General features: G+C 65.7%; 13 protein-coding genes. 5 read left to right on the top strand and 8 right to left on the bottom strand.

Annotated elements, in window-relative coordinates:
* Positions 1-171 precede the first annotated feature (171 nt).
* Positions 172-3,168 carry a TonB-dependent receptor plug domain-containing protein gene (locus J2X06_RS04540; RefSeq protein WP_310058836.1) on the top strand — a complete coding sequence of 999 codons (2,997 nt, stop codon included), beginning with the start codon at positions 172-174 and terminating at the stop codon, positions 3,166-3,168.
* A 95-nt stretch (positions 3,169-3,263) separates the two neighbouring features.
* Entirely contained in the window at positions 3,264-3,923 is a 660-nt protein-coding gene (locus J2X06_RS04535; RefSeq protein WP_310058833.1) for a putative 2OG-Fe(II) oxygenase, read from the top strand.
* Positions 3,924-4,033: 110 nt separating this feature from the next.
* Here the strand turns inward: J2X06_RS04535 and J2X06_RS04530 are convergent, their stop codons facing one another.
* Genes J2X06_RS04530 through J2X06_RS04515 form a run of 4 tightly spaced genes read right to left on the bottom strand, consistent with a single transcriptional unit; the run spans position 4,034 to position 8,645 of the window.
* Positions 4,034-5,608, bottom strand: coding sequence for a tetratricopeptide repeat-containing sulfotransferase family protein (locus J2X06_RS04530; protein ID WP_310058830.1), 1,575 nt, complete (start codon positions 5,606-5,608; stop codon positions 4,034-4,036).
* A complete protein-coding gene (locus tag J2X06_RS04525; RefSeq protein ID WP_310058827.1) occupies positions 5,605-6,195 on the bottom strand; it encodes a 2OG-Fe(II) oxygenase in 591 nt (196 codons plus the stop codon). Before J2X06_RS04525 ends, J2X06_RS04530 begins: the two co-directional genes overlap by 4 nt.
* A gap of 10 nt (positions 6,196-6,205) precedes the next feature.
* Positions 6,206-8,011, bottom strand: coding sequence for a phosphoenolpyruvate carboxykinase (GTP) (locus J2X06_RS04520; protein ID WP_310058823.1), 1,806 nt, complete (start codon positions 8,009-8,011; stop codon positions 6,206-6,208).
* 43 nt (positions 8,012-8,054) lie between these two features.
* On the bottom strand, positions 8,055-8,645 hold the full coding sequence (locus tag J2X06_RS04515) for a TetR/AcrR family transcriptional regulator (RefSeq protein WP_310058822.1): 591 nt from the start codon (positions 8,643-8,645) through the stop codon (positions 8,055-8,057).
* A 216-nt stretch (positions 8,646-8,861) separates the two neighbouring features.
* Here J2X06_RS04515 and J2X06_RS04510 point away from each other — a divergent pair, with 216 nt between their 5' ends.
* Both J2X06_RS04510 and J2X06_RS04505 read left to right on the top strand, forming a co-directional pair.
* Positions 8,862-11,330, top strand: coding sequence for an acyl-CoA dehydrogenase (locus J2X06_RS04510; RefSeq protein WP_310058820.1), 2,469 nt, complete (start codon positions 8,862-8,864; stop codon positions 11,328-11,330).
* Positions 11,331-11,406: 76 nt separating this feature from the next.
* On the top strand, positions 11,407-11,874 hold the full coding sequence (locus tag J2X06_RS04505; RefSeq protein ID WP_310058817.1) for a hotdog fold domain-containing protein: 468 nt from the start codon (positions 11,407-11,409) through the stop codon (positions 11,872-11,874).
* A 19-nt stretch (positions 11,875-11,893) separates the two neighbouring features.
* Here J2X06_RS04505 and J2X06_RS04500 read toward each other — a convergent pair whose 3' ends face one another.
* The 4 genes from J2X06_RS04500 to J2X06_RS04485 all read right to left on the bottom strand — a co-directional run bounded on the left by J2X06_RS04500 (position 11,894) and on the right by J2X06_RS04485 (position 15,493).
* Positions 11,894-12,415, bottom strand: coding sequence for a DUF922 domain-containing protein (locus J2X06_RS04500; protein ID WP_310058815.1), 522 nt, complete (start codon positions 12,413-12,415; stop codon positions 11,894-11,896).
* A gap of 97 nt (positions 12,416-12,512) precedes the next feature.
* Entirely contained in the window at positions 12,513-12,863 is a 351-nt protein-coding gene (locus tag J2X06_RS04495; protein WP_310058813.1) for a DUF1304 domain-containing protein, read from the bottom strand.
* 81 nt (positions 12,864-12,944) lie between these two features.
* Positions 12,945-14,081 (bottom strand): NAD-dependent epimerase/dehydratase family protein, encoded by a 1,137-nt coding sequence (locus J2X06_RS04490; protein WP_310058811.1) that lies wholly within the window; start codon positions 14,079-14,081, stop codon positions 12,945-12,947.
* An 86-nt stretch (positions 14,082-14,167) separates the two neighbouring features.
* Positions 14,168-15,493 carry an NTP/NDP exchange transporter gene (locus J2X06_RS04485; protein WP_310058807.1) on the bottom strand — a complete coding sequence of 442 codons (1,326 nt, stop codon included), beginning with the start codon at positions 15,491-15,493 and terminating at the stop codon, positions 14,168-14,170.
* Positions 15,494-15,700: 207 nt separating this feature from the next.
* On the opposite strand from J2X06_RS04485, the gene J2X06_RS04480 reads away from it, so the two are divergent.
* The gene (locus tag J2X06_RS04480; RefSeq protein WP_310058805.1) at positions 15,701-17,293 is read left to right on the top strand and encodes a GMC family oxidoreductase; all 1,593 of its coding nucleotides are present in this window, start codon (positions 15,701-15,703) and stop codon (positions 17,291-17,293) included.
* The last annotated feature ends 150 nt before the right edge of the window (positions 17,294-17,443 follow it).

The following is a 17,443-nucleotide window of genomic DNA, read 5'->3' as shown; positions in this document are numbered from 1 at the left end:
TTATCGGGCAAGTCTCACGAGATAACGAGACACACCCTATTTGTTAACGACACTTTAATTTCCTGCCCCACGTGGGCTAGTATCGGGACGGCCTTGCCGAATTAGGTACGTTGTTTTGCGCCACCCGGCGGCCCCCATGGGATTACCCAAGACCACCTTGGAGAGAGAGAGATGACCTTTAAGACCACCCAGCTCCGCGACGCGATTACTTTCGCGCTCGCCGTGGGCGCCACCGCAGCGGCCGGCACCGGCGTCGCATTTGCTCAGGAAGAGCAGCCGAAAGAAGCAACCACCCTGGATCGCATCGAAGTAACGGGTTCGCGCATCAAGCGTGCGGACATCGAAACCTCGCAGCCGATCTTCTCGCTGAGCCGTGACGACATCAGTGCCCAGGGCCTGACCTCCGTCGGCGACGTGATCCAGAACATCACCGCCAACGGTTCGACCCTCAACAGCACCTTCAACAACGGCGGCAACGGCGAAACCCGCGTCAGCCTGCGTAACCTCGGTTCCAACCGCACCCTGGTGCTGGTCAATGGCAAGCGTTGGGTCGGCGGCACCGGTCTCGGTGGCGCAGTCGACCTCAACACCATCCCGACCGCCGCGGTCGAGCGCATCGAAGTCCTGAAGGACGGTGCCTCCACGATCTACGGCTCCGACGCCATCGCCGGCGTCGTCAACGTGATCCTGCGCCAGAACTTCGAAGGCGCTGAAGCCAACGCCTACTTCGGTCAGTTCGACAAGGGCGACGGCACCCGTCAGGCCTACGACTTCACCATCGGCAGCACCGGCGACCGCTTCTCCGCGATGATGGGCTTTGGTTATGTCAAGGAAGAGCCGGTCATGGCCGGCGACCGTGACATCTCCAAGGAGCCGATCGTCGGCACCGGCAATGCGTTCGGCTCCGGCACTACGCCGGGCGGCCGTTTCGCCCTGTGCCCGGGTGGCTTCAACTCCGCCACCAACACCTGCACCGGCGGCCAGACCAACTTCAATGGTGGTGCTGGCACGTTCACGTACAACCCGGGCGGCAACAGCGCCCCGCGTCCGTTCCTGATCCCCGGCGACATCTACAACTTCGCCCCGGACAACTACCTGCTGACCCCGCAGGAGCGTCGCTCGGTCTTCGGTAACGCGTCGGTCGACATCACCGACGACATCCGCTTCAAGACCACCATCACCTACAACGAGCGTGTGTCCGAGCAGCTGCTCGCGGCCATGCCGGTGGTGCTGGGTACGGCCCCGGGTGCCAACCCGCAGAGCCAGACGGTCTTCATCAGCCGCAACAACATCTACAACCCGTTCGGCCAAGACGTCTCGCGCATCAACCGCCGCTTCGTCGAGACCGGCGGCCGTTCGTTCAACCAGGACGTCAACACCTTCGCGGTGAACGCCGGCTTTGAAGGCACCCTGACCTTCGGCGAGAAGTACTTCGACTGGGAAGCCGGCTACTTCCGCGGAGAGAACAAGGCCCACGTCACCACCTTCGGCCTGATGAATGTCATCGCGCTGAGGCAGGCGCTGGGCCCGTCGTTCCGTGATGCCAGCGGCGTTGCCCGCTGCGGCACCCCGACTGCGATCATCGCCGGCTGCGTGCCGCTGAACCTGCTCGGCGGCGTCGGCAGCATCACGCCGGAAATGCTGAACTTCGTCTCGTTCACCGCGCACGACGAGTACAGCTACACGCAGAAGAACTACTACGCCAACATCAGCGGCGACCTGTTCGACATGCCGGGTGGCGCGCTGGGCTTCTCGTTCGGCCTGGAACACCGCACCGAAGACGGCTTCGACTCGCCGGATGCCCTGATCAACTCGGGTAACACCACGGGTAACGCCCGTACCGCCACCGCCGGTGGTTACGACCTGGACGAGGCCTACCTCGAACTGGCCGTGCCGGTGCTGGCCGACGTGCCGTTCGCCAAGCTGCTCGACTTCTCGCTGGCGACCCGCTACTCGGATTACAGCAACTTCGGCGATACGCTCAACAGCAAGTTCGGTTTCCGCTGGAAGCCCATCGACGACTTGCTGGTCCGTGGTAACTGGTCGGAGGGCTTCCGCGCTCCGTCGATTGCAGAGCTGTTCACCGGTCAGGCCGACTCGTTCCCGACCCTGAGCGACCCCTGCAACAACGCCAACTTCGGCAACCAGATCCCGACCGCCCAGGCCCGCTGCGTGGCCGAAGGCGTGCCGGCTGGCGGTTACCAGCAGGACAACCAGCAGATCCGCATCACCGTTGGTGGCAACCCGGACCTGCTGCCTGAGACGTCCGAGTCGATCACCTTCGGCATGGTCTACAGCCCGAGCTTCGTCGAAGGCCTGGACATCGCGCTTGACTGGTGGAACATCAAGATCGAAGACGCCATCACCACCATCGGTGGCGAAGGCATCATCCAGCAGTGCTTGGACTCCGGCGGCGCCGGCCCGACCTGCGCCCTGTACACCCGTCGTTCGGATGGCAACATCCAGACCCTGCTGAACACCACCACCAACATCGGTGGTCGTGAAGTCGAAGGTTACGACCTGACCATCGGTTACCGCCTGCCGGAAACCGCGTGGGGCAAGTTCAGCTTCACCTGGGACACGACCTACCTGGCCAAGGACGAGAGCGATCTCAACGGCAACGGCGTGTTCGGCGAAGACGAGCAGGATGTGCCGGACATCGGCCAGCCGCTGTTCTTCAACGAAGGTGGCAACAACGTCGGCGAGTACGACGGCGTCAACCAGAGCAACTTCTGGCGCGTCCGCTCCAACCTGGCCACCCGTTGGGAAATGGGCGACTGGGGTGCGACCTGGAACGTGCGTTACTACTCGTCGCAGACCGAGAACTGCCAGGCCCTGGAAGACTACGGCTACGGCTTCCTCTGCACCGACCCCGACCGCGTCATTGCCGTGCCGAACGATACCAACGGCAACGGCGTGTGGGACGGTACGGCGGGTGGCGATTCGCTGATCCAGCGCAATGCGGCCGAGCGCCACATCGGCGCGGTGACCTACCACGACGTGAGCGCCTACTGGAACGCGCCGTGGAACGCCAAGATCACCGTCGGCATCAACAACCTGTTCGACAAGGACCCGCCGGTCTCGGTCACCACGTTCGCCAACTCGTTCGACCCGCAGTACGAAGTGCCGGGCCAGTTCTTCTACATGCGTTACGCGCAGAAGTTCTGATCGGTTCCAAACGCTGCAACTGCTACGGCCCCGAAAGGGGCCGTAGTTTTTTGCGGGCTACAATTGCGATAACGGCTCACTCCCCGGATTCCGCCATGGCTCTCGAAATCAACCCGATGTTCGCCGTGCCGTTCGGCCAGGACCAGCACCCTGACGCCGAGACGCTCAATGCCGAACTCAAGGCGCTCCTGCTGGCTCGCGAGAACCAGGGCGCCCGCTACGCGAATCCGGCCCCGTCGCTGAAGCAGCAACACGGTGTGTTCGAGAGCGATTTCAATCTCTTTGCCTGGCCGGAAGCCTGCATCCAGCAGTTGCGCCAGTTCTGCTGGGGCGCACTGGGACGCATGATCCAGGAGAGCAACGGCTACAGCGCCGAAGAGATGCAAAGACTGCAGATCTTCTCGCATACGTGGTTCCACGTGACCCGCCACGGCGGCTTCACGATCCTGCACACGCATCCGATGGCGTCATGGTCGGGGGTGTACTGCGTCGCCCCGGGCCGGACGCCCGATGACCGCCCGGAGTCGGGCGTGCTGCGATTCCACAACCCGCACCATTACAGCAACTATTTCCTCGATGCGGGCAACGCACGGCTTCGCGCGCCTTACCACCATGGCACCTGGAACGTGCGTTTCCAGCCGGGACAGCTGGTGCTGTTCCCGTCGTGGCTGCAACATGAAGTCATGCCGTTCTACGGCGATGACGAGCGCATCACCATTGCGTTCAACTGCTGGTTCGGAATGAAGGAAGGCTGAGCCTCCCTCGCTCAAGGCGCTCGCGTTTTCGAAGATCCAGGCGCCAAGCTTCGCCGCCCGCGAAGGCCCAAGCCACGGCGGCCAGCATTTCCATGCTGACGCGTGTTGCCCTAATCGCGCGGTGTGCGGAACTCAGCCAAACCGTCGATCAACGGCTTCAGCCACGCCTCGTAGGGTCGCCATGCGGCCCCTCGGTTCTTCATGATGCCGCCGCGCATCTGCGGACTGCTGGCCGTCGCCACGGCGCCTGCGCGATCGAGCGACGTGGCCGCGTCATCCCAGGGCAGCCCGCAGAAATCGAGCACCTGCCGCATCACACCGTCCGGATCGGCCACCAGCGCGTCGTAGTGCACGTCCATCACGCGCCCTGGCAAAACGCGGTGCCAATGCGCCATCAGCCGGTGGTACTGGCCGTACCACTCGGCCAGCTCGCGCTGGTCGTAAGAGAACGTGTTCACGTCCGAGAACATCGTGCGCAGATTTGAGAAGCACGTGTCCAGCGGATCGCGCACCATGTGCAGGATGCGCGCCTGGGGGAGCGCCTTGGCGATGAATCCGAGGTTGAGGAAGTTCGACGGCAGCTTCTCGGTCAGGAACGGGCGCCCCTTGGTGCGCCACCGGCTGGCCTCGTAGAAGCGGTGAGCGACGAGCGCATAGTCGGCATCGCGCGCGCGCTTCACCAGCTCCGCGTCCACTACGCCTTTATTGCGGTAATCGGTGGCGTAACGCATCTGCGTGGTGAATGAGTAGGTTTCGCCGCCGTCGGACACCATCGGGTGGCCGCCCAGCAGTTGCTCCAGCAGCGTGCTTCCGGAGCGATGCATGCCCACGATGAACACCGGAGTGAACGACCCGTCGACCTGCGTCGACGCCTCCACGAACTGCTCATCGCACAGTGCTGCGAGGCGCTCGTACATCCACCGCGCATCCAGCCGGTCGTGCGGCGTCAGGCGCCGCTTCACGCGACAGGCGTGGTCCAGGGCCTGCCAGGCTTCGTCGTACTCGCCCAGGTCGTGAAGCTCGTTGTGCACGGAAAAAGCCATGTAGGCATCGCTGTCGGTACCTGGCTGCACACGCTGCAGCAGGGCCTTCATCCGGGCCACGTGGTTGGCCTGTGCCGTCTGCTTGCGCAGGCGCGACAACACCCAGTGCGCCTGCGCGAACGTCGGGACCAGGGCGATGCAGCGCTCCAGTTCCTGCTCGGCGGACTCCATGTCGCCGAAGAACATCTGCACGACGCCGCGGAAATAGCGGGTCGGAGGGTGCTTGGGGTCGCGCAGGATCGCCAGGTCGAGCAGCTCCATCGCCTGTTTGTTGTCGCCGATGGTGCTGACCAGCATCGCCAGCTCGGTCAGCCATTCAGCCGAGCGGCATTCTCGCCACGCCGAATGCTCCACGCATTCCAGCAGCGCAAGCGGCTCGTTGAACATGCGCAGCGCGCGCGCCAGCATGATCACCGCTTCGTCGCCGCGGGGCCGTGCGGCCAGCGCCCGCATCGCGTAGTCGTGCCCGAGCCGATATCGGCCCAGTGAGAGCGCCATGCGCGAAGCCCGCAACAGCGCCATCACGTGGCCGGGCTCCTGCGCGAGCAGGCCGTCGTAGGCCTTGAGCGCAGCAGCCCATTGTCCCTGCCGAGCGTAGTCTTCGCCCTGGCGCCAGAGCCGTTGCGGGAGCTGTGCGTTCATGCGCCCGCCACCGCGATCTTCTCGAACTTGATCGCGAAGGTGTACCGAGGCGCGTAGCAGATGCGGTTGGGCGGGCGGCCGACGTGCTTGATGGCGCCGTCGAAGATGACCAGCCTGCCGGGCCGTGGCTGGACCGCGCAGGCAACCTCGTCCTGCGCGTCGAAGAACATCGTCTCGCCGCCCCACTCCAGGTCCCAGTGTTCGCACAGATACCACAGCGCGGTCAGGTCGTGCTGGTCAGGCAGGCAGTCGGTGTGGGTAAACAGCATGTCGCCGAAGCTGGCGACGTTGGTGTAGGCGCGGTAAGGCCTGTATCCGAACGACGGCGTCGTGAAACCGAGTACGGCGCGACGGGTGATATCGAAGATCGGCTGCTGTGCCAAAGCGTCGAGCTTTATTTCGGTTGCCCAGTGCTTGTACTCGGCCGTTTCCGGACGCGCGACTTCGGTGCGCGTGAATGCGGCCCGCGACAGGCCGCGCACGTATTCGCCGACGTTGGGCAGATGACCGTCGAACACCCGCAGCGGGCGGCCATCGATGACGAGTTCACGACTGGCTGCCAGGGCTGCGGGGTTCGCTGTTGTCATCAGATGGTTCTCAGCCGGCCAGGTCCCGGGCGATGCGCTGCTGTTCGTCCTTGAGCTGCTGCGGCATGCGCGGACCGTACTCGTCCAGGTACTCGCCGATGCTGGCGAACTCGGCCTGCCATCCGGCGTGGTCGAAACCGAACAGCTTGGCGCGCGCCTCCTCGCCCAGCGTGATGCCGTCGAGGTTGAGGTCGCCATCCGCCGGCAGGTGGCCGATCGGCGTCTCGATCGAACCGGCCTCGCCCTTCACGCGCTGGATCATCCACTCCAGCACGCGCAGGTTGTCGCCGAAGCCCGGCCACAGGAACTTGCCATCGTCGCCCTTGCGGAACCAGTTGACGTGGAAGATCTTCGGCAGCTTGGCGCCGGTCTTGTCGAACGACAGCCAGTGGCTGAAGTAGTCGGCGAAGTTGTAGCCGCAGAACGGCTTCATCGCCATAGGATCGCGGCGCATCACGCCGACCGCGCCGGTTGCGGCGGCGGTGGTCTCCGAGCCCATCGCCGCGCCGACCAGCACGCCATGCGTCCAGTCGCGCGCTTCGAACACCAGCGGCACCAGCGAGGCGCGGCGGCCGCCGAAGACGATTGCGCTGATCGGAACGCCGGCTGGGTTCTCGGCCTGCTCGGAGTAGCTCGGGCACTGCTTGGCCGAAACGGTGAAGCGCGAGTTCGGATGGGCGGCCGGGCCCTTGGCGGCGTCATAAACATTGCCGCGCCAGTCGGTGACCGGCGTGTCGCCATTGTCGATGCCTTCCCACCACGGCTGGTTGTCGGCGGTGACGCCGACGTTGGTGAAGATGGTGTCGTGGCGGATCGAGGCCAGCGCATTCGGGTTCGACTTGCGCGAAGTACCCGGAGCGACGCCGAAGAAACCGGCTTCCGGGTTGATCGCGTACAGGCGGCCATCGGCGCCCGGACGCATCCAGCAGATGTCGTCGCCCACGGTCCACACCTTCCAGCCCTGGGCGCGGTAGCCCTCCGGCGGAATCAGCATGGCCAGGTTGGTCTTGCCACAGGCCGATGGGAACGCCGCGGCGACATAGTGCGTCTCGCCCTGCGGGTTCTCCAGGCCAAGGATCAGCATGTGCTCGGCCAGCCAGCCCTCATTGCGCGCCTGATGCGAGGCGATGCGCAGAGCGTGGCATTTCTTGCCGAGCAGCGCGTTGCCGCCGTAGCCCGAACCGTAGGACTTGATGGTCAGCTCTTCCGGGAAATGCATGATGAAGCGACGCTCGGGGTCGAGCTCGCCGATCGAATGCAAGCCGCGTACGAACTTGCCTTCACGCTCAATGCGCGCCAGGGCCGGAGCGCCCATGCGGGTCATGATGCGCATGTTGGCGACCACGTACGGGCTGTCGGTGATCTCCACGCCGCAACGCGACAACGGCGAATCGATCGGGCCCATGCAGTACGGGATCACATACATCGTGCGTCCCTTCATGCAGCCCGCAAACAGTGCATCCATCTGCTTGTGGCCGTCGGCCGGCGACATCCAGTGGTTGTTCGGGCCGGCGTCTTCCTGCTCGCTGGTGCAGACGAACGTCAGGTGCTCGACGCGGGCGACGTCGTCCGGATGCGAGCGGTGCAGCCAGCTGTTGGGGTGGGTCTGCTCGTTGAGCTTGATCAGCGTTCCGTCGGCCTGCATCTGCGCGACCAGCTTGGCATTCTCGGCATCGCTGCCGTCGCACCAGTGGATCGCGTCGGGCTGGGTCAGCGCGGCGACCTCGGCGACCCACGCATTGAGCGCGGCCAGCTTGCTGCCTTCGCTTCCCGGCGCGATGGCAGGTTTCGAGACGTCGTGGGAAATGGCATTCACGAAAAACATCCTCCAGCCCAGGGGGCTGTTAAACAAAAGAAAATCAGGTAGACGGGATCAACGTGGCCATCATGTGCTCGACATAGGCCTCGAATTCGTCGTGTTGCATGCGCGCCTGGTGCAGTTGCAGGTTCAACTGCAGGAAGCCGACATAGGCGGCATAGAGCAGGCGCGCGCGGTGCTGGGCGTCGGTGCGGCTCAGGCCGGCCTGGCGGAACGACGCCGTCAGGTAATCGAGCCGGCGTTCGGAGACGCGGCCGATGACCGGCTGCACGGCCGGGTGGTCCAGCGCCTTGAGCAGCTCGGAATAGATGACGTGCGACTTGAACTCATGCGCTACCAGGGTGAACAGCGCGCGCAGGCGCTCGCGGGGGTCGGGGATCGGCTCGAGCTGGCCGAACACGGTTTCCTGCTCGACCTTTTCCCAGCGCTCCAGCGCAGCGACCAGCAGCGCGTCGCGCGAGGGAAAGTGCCAGTAGAAGCTGCCTTTGGTCACGCCCAGTCGTCGTGCCAGCGGCTCGACCGCGACGGCGGCGACCCCCTGCTCGGCGATCATGTCCAGGGCGGCCTGCGCCCAATCATCGGCGCTGAGTCGGCCGGTGCGTTCTTGTTTGTTCTGGGCGGTCAGGCTCATAAGGTGACAATTTTAACCATACGCCACCGGCGGGAACAGTACGCAAGCCTGAGGTGGGTTCAGGCGAGGTTGACAGCGGGCGAGGAAGGTTACCATACTCGTCCGTATGTTGTGTGTTTGATGCAGGCGATTGAATGGCCACACCCCCCAGGGCCCCATCCCAGCACTCATCCACCGCCCCCATTTTCACCGCCGCATCGTTGCTGGAGCGTCGTCATGAGTGTCGTGATTCCTTTTATTGCCTTCCTGCTGGTCGGCGCGATCGCCGCCTATCACCGGCTGCGGCTGCCGGTCTGGGCCGCGCTGACCGCCACCGCGCTGGTCGCCTGCTGGCTGCTCGGCGCCAGTGGCACCGCCACATTGATTGCCGGCCTGGTCACCGCGCTGATCGCGGTGCCGTTGTTGCTGCCGCAATTCCGCCTGCCGTTCATCACCCAGCCGCTGCTGGGCTTCTACACCAAGATCCTTCCGCCCCTGTCGGAAACCGAGCGCGTCGCGCTGGAGGCGGGCACGGTCGGCTTCGAGGGGGAGCTGTTCTCCGGCAAGCCCGACTGGAACGTGCTGCTGAGCCAGCCCAAGCCCGCGCTGACCGCCGACGAGCAGGCCTTCCTCGACGGCCCGACCGAAGAGCTGTGCCGCATGGTCGACGACTGGGACATCACCCACGTCCGCGCCGACCTGTCGCCGGAGCTGTGGGACTTCATCAAGAAGAACCGCTTCTTCGGCATGATCGTGCCGAAGGAATACGGCGGCCTGGGCTTCACCGCGCTGGCCAACCACAAGGTCATCCAGAAGCTGGCCTCCATCTCCTCGGTGGTCAGCTCCACCGTCGGCGTGCCAAATTCGCTCGGCCCGGCCGAGCTGCTGATGCACTACGGCACGCAGGAACAGAAGGACTACTACCTGCCGCGCCTGGCCGATGGCCGGGAAGTGCCCTGCTTCGGCCTGACCGGTCCGTGGGCGGGCTCGGACGCCACCTCGATCCCTGATTTCGGCATCGTCACCACCGGCGAATGGAACGGCGCGCGCGTGGTTGGCGTGAAGCTGACCTTCGACAAGCGTTACATCACGCTGGCCCCGGTCGCGACGCTGATTGGCCTGGCCTTCCGCATGTACGACCCGGATGGATTGCTCGGCGACAAGCGCGACATCGGTATTACCCTGGCACTGCTGCCGCGCGACACCCCGGGCGTGGAGATCGGTCGTCGCCACTTCCCGCTCAACTCCCCGTTCCAGAACGGTCCCATCCACGGCCGCGAAGTATTCATTCCGCTGAGCCAGCTGATCGGCGGCGAAGCCTATGCAGGCAAGGGCTGGCAGATGCTGGTCGAGTGCCTGTCGATCGGCCGCTCGATCACCCTGCCCTCCACCGCCAGCGGCGGCGCCAAGATGGCGGCGGTCGTGTCCGGCGCCTATGCGCGCATCCGCAAGCAGTTCGGTCTGTCGGTCGGACGCTTCGAAGGCGTCGAGGAAGCACTGGCGCGCCTGGCCGGCAATGCCTATGCGGCCAGTGCGCTGGCGCAGGCCTCTGCGGCCGCGGTCGCCCGCGGTGAACTGCCTGCGGTGCCGTCGACCATCGCCAAGTACCACTGCACCGAGATGGGCCGCCAGGCCGCCGCCGACGCCATGGACATCCATGGCGGCAAGGGCATCATCCTCGGCCCGAAGAACTACCTCGGTCGCGGCTGGCAGGCCTCGCCGATCGCGATCACCGTCGAGGGCGCCAACATCATGACGCGCTCGCTGATGATCTTCGGGCAAGGCGCGATCCTGTGCCATCCGTGGGTGCTCAAGGAGATGAAGGCGGCGACGCTGCCCGATCCGGAAGAGCGCTTGCGCGAGTTCGACCGCAACCTGTTCGGCCATATCGGCTTCGCCATCTCCAACGCCGTGCGCAGCTGGTGGTATGGCCTGACCAGCGCCAAGATCGGCGCGGCGCCGGGCGATGCCTATACGCGCCGTTACTACCGCAAGCTCAACCGCTATTCGGCGGCGCTGGCGCTGATGGCCGACACCTCGATGCTGCTGCTCGGCGGCAAGCTGAAGTTCAAGGAGTCGTTGTCGGGCCGCCTGGGCGATGTGCTCAGCCACCTCTACATCGCCAGCGCCATCCTCAAGCGCTACGAGGACGAAGGCCGCCCGGTGTCCGACCAGCCGCTGCTGGCCTGGTCGTTCCACAACAGCGTGCACAAGATCGAGATCGCGTTCTCGGCGGCGCTGCGCAACTTCCCGATCCGTCCGATCGGCTGGTTGATGTGGATGCTGGTGTTCCCGTGGGGCCGCCGCGCGCAGGCGCCGAGCGACCGCCTGGGCCACAAGACCGCGTCGTTGCTGATGTCGCCGAACGAAGCGCGCGACCGGCTCGCTACCGGCATCTTCCTCACGCCCTGCGCCAACAACCCGGCCGGCCGCATCAACAGCTACCTGCAGAAGGTGGTGTTGGCCGAGCCTGTGGAACGCAAGTTCCTCAAGGCTCTCAAGACCAAGGACATCGAGGCGCTCAGCTTCCCCGAGCAACTCGACGAGGGTGTGCGCGAGGGCTGGATCACGGCCGACGAACGCAAGCAGCTGGAAGAGCTGCGCGAGATGACGATCGACACGATCAGCGTCGACGACTTCGACCCCGAGGAGCTGCGCTCGGCCGGCTATCGCTCCGCGCAGCACGACAGTCGCGCCGCCGCCTGATCGCGGCAATGTCGATGATCCAACACGACGGCGGGCACTGACCCGCCGTCGTCGTATGCGCCACCGGAGACTGCCAATGACCGCCCCCGTGCTCGCCCTGTACCGCCGCATCACGCGTTGGCCCGCCGGCCACTGGTTGTTCTCGCGAGCGGTCTGCCTGAAGGCGCCCTACTTCGCCACGATCGCGCCGCGCTTCGTTTCACTGGAGCCGGGCCGCTGCGAGGTACGCATCCGCGACCGCCGCCGCGTGCACAACCACATCGGCACCGTGCACGCGATCGCGCTGTGCAACCTGGCCGAGCTGAGCGCTGGCGTGATGACCGACGCCACCATTCCCGCCAGCATGCGCTGGATCCCCAAGGGCATGACCGTGGAGTACCTCAAGAAGGCGACGGGCACGCTGCACGGCGTAGCCACACCCGACGTTCCGGCGGTGGAATCCAAGGCTGGCTACGACCTTCCTGTCACCGTCGCCGTGACCAACAGTGCCGGCGACACGGTTTTCCGCGCACGTATCGCCATGTGGGTATCGCCCAGGCGGTGACGTTCAACCGCCGCGAAACTCAGAACTCGAACCGCACGCCCTGCTCCGCCCCGTAATCCGTCAGCGTGTCATAGCGACGGGTAAGCAGAGTGTATCGACGCAGTTGACTGCGGGCCGTGCGCGCCAATGCCCGCGTCAACAAGGCGCATGTCGCCTGCGGTGGCGCTGCGATCATCGCGTCACGGATCGCGAAGGTCGCTTCCCGGCCGTGGCGCACGTGGGTGGCCTCATGCAGTTCCAGGCTGGCGAGAAACCGGCGCCACTCCCTGACGGTCGGGCTGTTGCCGCGATCACCGTCCCATTGGGGCAGCGTCACCCGGATGACGGCATCCACATCCAGACTCTCCAACTCACATTGCCCATCGCGCATGCCGATGCGGTGGGTCCAGGTGATGCTCCAGTGCGTGGTCCCGGCGGTGCGACGGCCAGAGGTGGAGTGCGCAGGGCCATGAAGCTGCATCTGCACCGCCAACTCCCGCAGGTCCCGCCCCTGTATCCGGTAGTACTCGACATGCTCCTCGACCTGGACGCGTGCCGGCACTTCGGCACTGCCCGCACCGCATGGAGCCGTGCACAGGTACAGGCACAGCGCTTGCGCTCCCGGTGACCACTGCCATCGCGGGCGCGGCGCCACCGCTTCAGCCCAGGCAGACCGCGGCTATCGCGACCAAAGCCGGTACGCCTTGCACGAAGAAGATGCGACGGCTCACTGTCGCCGCACCGTAAGCCCCGGCCACCACGACGCAACCGAGGAAGAACAGCGCGACATCGCTGCGTGCCGATATCGCCGCCCACACCAGGCCTGCGGCGAGGAAACCGTTGTACAGCCCCTGGTTGGCCGCCAGCACCCTGGACTGCTCGGCCTGCGCCTGAGACTGGCGGAACACCTTCAGCCCGGCCGGTCGGGTCCACAGGAACATTTCAAGGACCAGGAAGCCAAGATGCAGCAGCGCGACCAGCAAGATCAGCACGGTGGCCAGCATCGACATGCGCGCGACTCCGAACGGAGGAAGTGGAATCCAGTCTAGGCCAATGGCGATGCCGCGTTGCCGGAGGACAACGCGACGACGTCATCCACCCGGCGCGCCATCGCGCAGGTGCCACGCCTTGAGCACTTCCGCTTCGCGCACCGGAGACAGACCCGCCTTCGGCTTGGCGCGACGCTCCTCAGGCAGGCCTCGCCAATAAACGAGGGTGTCGCGCACCGTGTCGCGCAGCGGCCGATAGGTCAGTCCCGCGGCCCGCGCTTTCGCGCTGCTGAGGCGACCGAAACCGGCGTACTCGCCCTGGGCCGGAATCCATGCCGGCATGTCCTGCCACGGCGACACCTTCTGCGCTTCCAGGAAATCGGCAGGCACCCAGGTCAGGCGCGAGGCCGGCGCCTTCATATCGCGCGCAACGTCCTGGCAGGTCGGCAGCAGCGCGCCCATGGTCAGCTTTCCCTCCGGCGCGTCGGCATTGTAGATGCCGACAATGCGCCGTTCGATGGTCGTCAGCAGGAACGCGGCCAGATCGCGCACGTCGATGAACTGCGTCGGATCGGCAGCGCTGCCAGGTGCGAGGATCTCGCCGCCGCGATCGGCGCGCGCCGGCCAATAGGTGAAGCGGTCGGTGTGGTCGCCGGGACCGACGATCAAACCCGGCCGTACAACCGTGACCCGACCGGGCATCTGCGCGTGTGCGGCCTTCTCGCACAGCGCCTTGAGGCCGCCATACGTCTCGCCGGTCACCTCGGTGACGTTGGGATCGGGCAATTCGATCAGTGCCGCCGACTCGTCCTGCCCCGGTGTGTCGTTCTTCGCGTAAACCGAGATGGTCGAGACGAGCACGTACTGGCCGACCCGCTTGCCCAGCAACTGCGTGGATCGTGTCACGTCGGCGGGAAGGTAGGCCGACGTGTCGAGTACGGCGTCCCAGCGTCGGTCGCCTTCGAGCGCCGACATGTCGGTCTTGCGGTCGCCGTGCAACTGCTCGACGTCGCGGTAGTTCTCGTCCGCAAAACGCTCGGGATTGGTCTTGCCGCGGTTGAACAGCGTCAGCGTGTGGCCGTGCGCACGCGCGGCTTCGACGAACTGAGGGCCCAGGAAGCCGGTGCCGCCCAGCACCAGGATCTTCAGCGGCTTGGCCGCCTTGCGCGCGTGGGCGGGCAAGGCCAGCAGGCTCAAACCAGCCAAGGCGGAGACGAGGAAGTCGCGGCGATCGGTCATTGGTTGGCGCCTTGCACAGTGGTAAGCGCGCAGCGTGCGACGCGTTCAGCGCGCGCGCCATGCCCCGAAGGTCATGAACCCGAAGGTCAAGAAGTGGCCGTCTGCGCCGGACCCGCGGGTTCGCTGCCTTCCACGCGTCGCGAGAGACGCCAGCCGATCGTCGCCGCCGTGAAGGCGGCCAGCGCGCTCAATCCGGCAAAACCGGCCGTGACCACGCCGACCGAGCGCAGGCCATTCATCGCCAGCGCGATGGCGGTGTCGCCGAACCGCCATACCGCCGTGTCCACCGCGTTCTGGCCCTTGTAGCGGATGCTGCGCGGGACGCGGGTATAGAGGCTGTGGCGCGCCGGCTCGGCCATGCCGTACGCCAGGCCGCGGCTGACGATCAGCGCTATCGCCACGGCTGGCATCGAGCCGATCAGCGGCGCATGGGGATCGGGCGCGAACACCACCAGGGACAGCACGCCGATGCTCACCAGCGCCCAGATCATGATCACCGTGCCTGGCCCTTTGCGTGGCAGCAGCCAGCGCGTGATGGTGATCTGCGTCAGCGCCGTCAGGGTGTTGGCGATCAGGTCTACATTGGCGGCGAAGCGCGTGCGCGATACCGCGTCGGTGAAAGTGGCACCGGAATAATCCGCCACCAATGCATAGTTGACCGTGCCGATGCCGTCAGCCAACAGCAGCAGCACTGCCATTCCGCGCATGAACGGGTCTGCAAAGATCTGCCGCAAGCCATCGAACATGCTGCCGCCGATGGCTGCCTCATGCGCGACTTCGTGCCGGCGCGCTCCATGCAGACGCGCCCAGCGTCCCAGCAGCACGATGCAGACGACCGCGACGCTCAGCAGGCTGGCCGACACCATCAGCAGCGGCGCCACGCCGATCACGTCGACCAGCGCGTGGGTCAACGCGGGGCCCGTGACCGCACCGGCGGTGCCGGCCACGGCGATGATCGGGAACAGCCGTTTCGACTGCTCCGCGCTCCAGATGTCGGCCATGAAGCTCCAGAACACCGACACCACGAACAGGTTGAAGACGCTGACCCAGACGAAGAACACCGTGCCCAGCGCGCGCGGGCTGAGCAGTCCTTCCTGCGTGAACAACGGTATGAACCCGAACAGGCAGAGGATGAAGAAGACATACACCACCGGTACCACGACCCGTCGCGGATAGCGCGCGACGAGGCCGCCGAACACCGGCGTCAAGGCAAGGGTGGCCAGGAACGTGGCCGCATAGAACCAGGGCAACTGGGTCGAGCCGACCGCGGCCGAAAGCTGCTCGCGGACCGGTCGGATGACGTAGTAAGCCGCCAGCACGCAGAAGAAGTACAGGAACGAGAGCGCGACCGCTTGCCACTCTCCGCCCTGGATGCGCCGGGCGGACACGCCGTCGTCGTGGCTGGGCGCCATGGCGCTGCTCCGAAACTGGTGGCGGCACGTTAGCCGATTTGGCCCATAGCGCCTAGCGCCGCGGCCGCCGCCGCAGCATGCGAGGATGCCTGCCAACGGGCGTGGGGAGCATTTGCTCTAATGGCGGCGCTTACGGTCGGCCAGCCGCCGGCATTACGGCTTCAACCGGCTTTAGAGGCGCAGGGCGCAGAGCGCGCAGGAATGGACGTGTTCGACTACATCATCATCGGTGCCGGTTCCGCCGGCTGCGTGCTCGCCAATCGTCTTTCCGAAGACCCGGACGTGAAGGTGCTGCTGCTGGAAGCCGGCCCACGCGATCGCCATCCCTTCATCCACATGCCCGCGGGATTGGCCAAGCTGAGCGCCATCAAGAGGCTCAATTGGGACTATGCGACCGCACCGGAGCCGCAGCTCGACGGGCGCACGTTGTGGTGGCCTCGTGGCAAGGTCCTGGGCGGTTCCAGTTCGATCAACGCCATGTGCTACGCGCGCGGTGTGCCGGCCGACTACAACGAGTGGGTCGCACTGGGCGCCGAGGGCTGGGGCTGGGCATCGGTGCTGCCTTACTTCAAGCGCAGCGAGCGCAACGAACGCGGGGGCGATGCGCTGCATGGCGATCAGGGCCCGCTGTACGTGTCCGATCTTCGCTATACCAACCCGCTCTCGCAGGTTTTCATCGAAGCCGGACGGCAAGCGGGTTTCCCGGTCAATCGCGACTTCAACGGGCCTTCGCAGGAAGGCGTCGGTTTCTATCAGGTCACGCAGAAATACGGTGCGCGCTGCTCAAGCTCCGTGGCCTATCTCGATCCGGTGCGCGAGCGCCACAACCTCACCATCGTCACGGACGCCCTCGTCAACCGCATCACCTTCGACGGCCCGGCCGGCGCGCGTCGCGCCAGTGGCGTGGTGTACACCGCGCACGGAAAGGCGTTTCACCAGCCAGCCGCCCGCGAGGTGCTGCTCAGCGGCGGTGCGCTCAACTCGCCTCAGTTGCTGATGCTCTCGGGTATCGGGCCGGCCCAGCAACTGCGCCGGCACGGCATCGACGTCATGCACGACGCGCCGCAGGTGGGCGAGAACCTGCAGGACCACCTCGACATCTGCACGCTGCAGCACTCCACCAAGCCGATCACCTACGACCGCGTCAGCGACGTGAAGGTCGCCTTCGACTACTACCTGCGCGGCCATCGTGGCGCGGGCAGCAGCAACATCGCCGAGGCCGGCGGCTTCGTGCGCTCGCAACACGCCCCGGACGCGCGCCCCGACATCCAGCTGCATTTTCTGCCGGCCATGCTCGACAACCATGGCCGTCATCGCCTGGCTGGCGACGGCTATACCGTCCATGCCTGTCCGTTGCGTCCGCGCAGTCGCGGGCGGGTTTGTCTGGTCAGCGGCCGCGCTGCCGACAAGGTGCGCATCGAGGCCAACTACCTCAGCGACGCGGAAGGATTCGACCTGAAGATGATGGTCGAGTGCGCCAAGCTCTCGCGCGAACTGCTGGCGCAGCCGGCCTTCGACGATTTCCGGGGTGCCCCGATCTTCCCGGCGCGCGACGATCTCGACGATGCCGGCCTGGTGGAGTTCATACGAGCCAAGGCGGAAACCATCTATCACCCGATCGGCACCTGCCGCATGGGCCGCGACGACGCCTCGGTGGTGGACCCGCAACTGCGGGTACGCGGCGTGCAAGGGCTGCGCGTGATCGACGCCTCGGTGATGCCGACCCTGATCGGCGGCAATACCAATGCCCCGACGATGATGATCGCCGAACGTGCCGCGGACCTGATTCGCGTCGGTTGAGTACGACTCCTCGCCGGCTGATGCCCGGCTTGGACCGGGGCTTGCGTTCCATCATGTGAAGGAGGCGTTCATGCGAGGGTTTCCCTGAATGCGCCGAGCCGGTTCAGCCGATCCCTGGTTAACTGCGACGTCCCCATCAAAACCCCGTAA

This window comes from Lysobacter niastensis (assembly GCF_031457115.1).
Lineage (GTDB): Bacteria > Pseudomonadota > Gammaproteobacteria > Xanthomonadales > Xanthomonadaceae > Lysobacter_J > Lysobacter_J niastensis_A.
This window is presented reverse-complemented; position numbering and strand designations above follow the sequence as displayed.

Coding starts and splice junctions, on each gene's coding strand:
- J2X06_RS04540 (WP_310058836.1), top strand. CDS start 172: ATGACCTTTAAGACCACCCAGCTCCGCGACGCGATTACTTTCGCGCTC.
- J2X06_RS04535 (WP_310058833.1), top strand. CDS start 3,264: ATGGCTCTCGAAATCAACCCGATGTTCGCCGTGCCGTTCGGCCAGGAC.
- J2X06_RS04530 (WP_310058830.1), bottom strand. CDS start 5,608: ATGAACGCACAGCTCCCGCAACGGCTCTGGCGCCAGGGCGAAGACTAC.
- J2X06_RS04525 (WP_310058827.1), bottom strand. CDS start 6,195: ATGACAACAGCGAACCCCGCAGCCCTGGCAGCCAGTCGTGAACTCGTC.
- J2X06_RS04515 (WP_310058822.1), bottom strand. CDS start 8,645: ATGAGCCTGACCGCCCAGAACAAACAAGAACGCACCGGCCGACTCAGC.
- J2X06_RS04510 (WP_310058820.1), top strand. CDS start 8,862: ATGAGTGTCGTGATTCCTTTTATTGCCTTCCTGCTGGTCGGCGCGATC.
- J2X06_RS04505 (WP_310058817.1), top strand. CDS start 11,407: ATGACCGCCCCCGTGCTCGCCCTGTACCGCCGCATCACGCGTTGGCCC.
- J2X06_RS04495 (WP_310058813.1), bottom strand. CDS start 12,863: ATGTCGATGCTGGCCACCGTGCTGATCTTGCTGGTCGCGCTGCTGCAT.
- J2X06_RS04490 (WP_310058811.1), bottom strand. CDS start 14,081: ATGACCGATCGCCGCGACTTCCTCGTCTCCGCCTTGGCTGGTTTGAGC.
- J2X06_RS04485 (WP_310058807.1), bottom strand. CDS start 15,493: ATGGCGCCCAGCCACGACGACGGCGTGTCCGCCCGGCGCATCCAGGGC.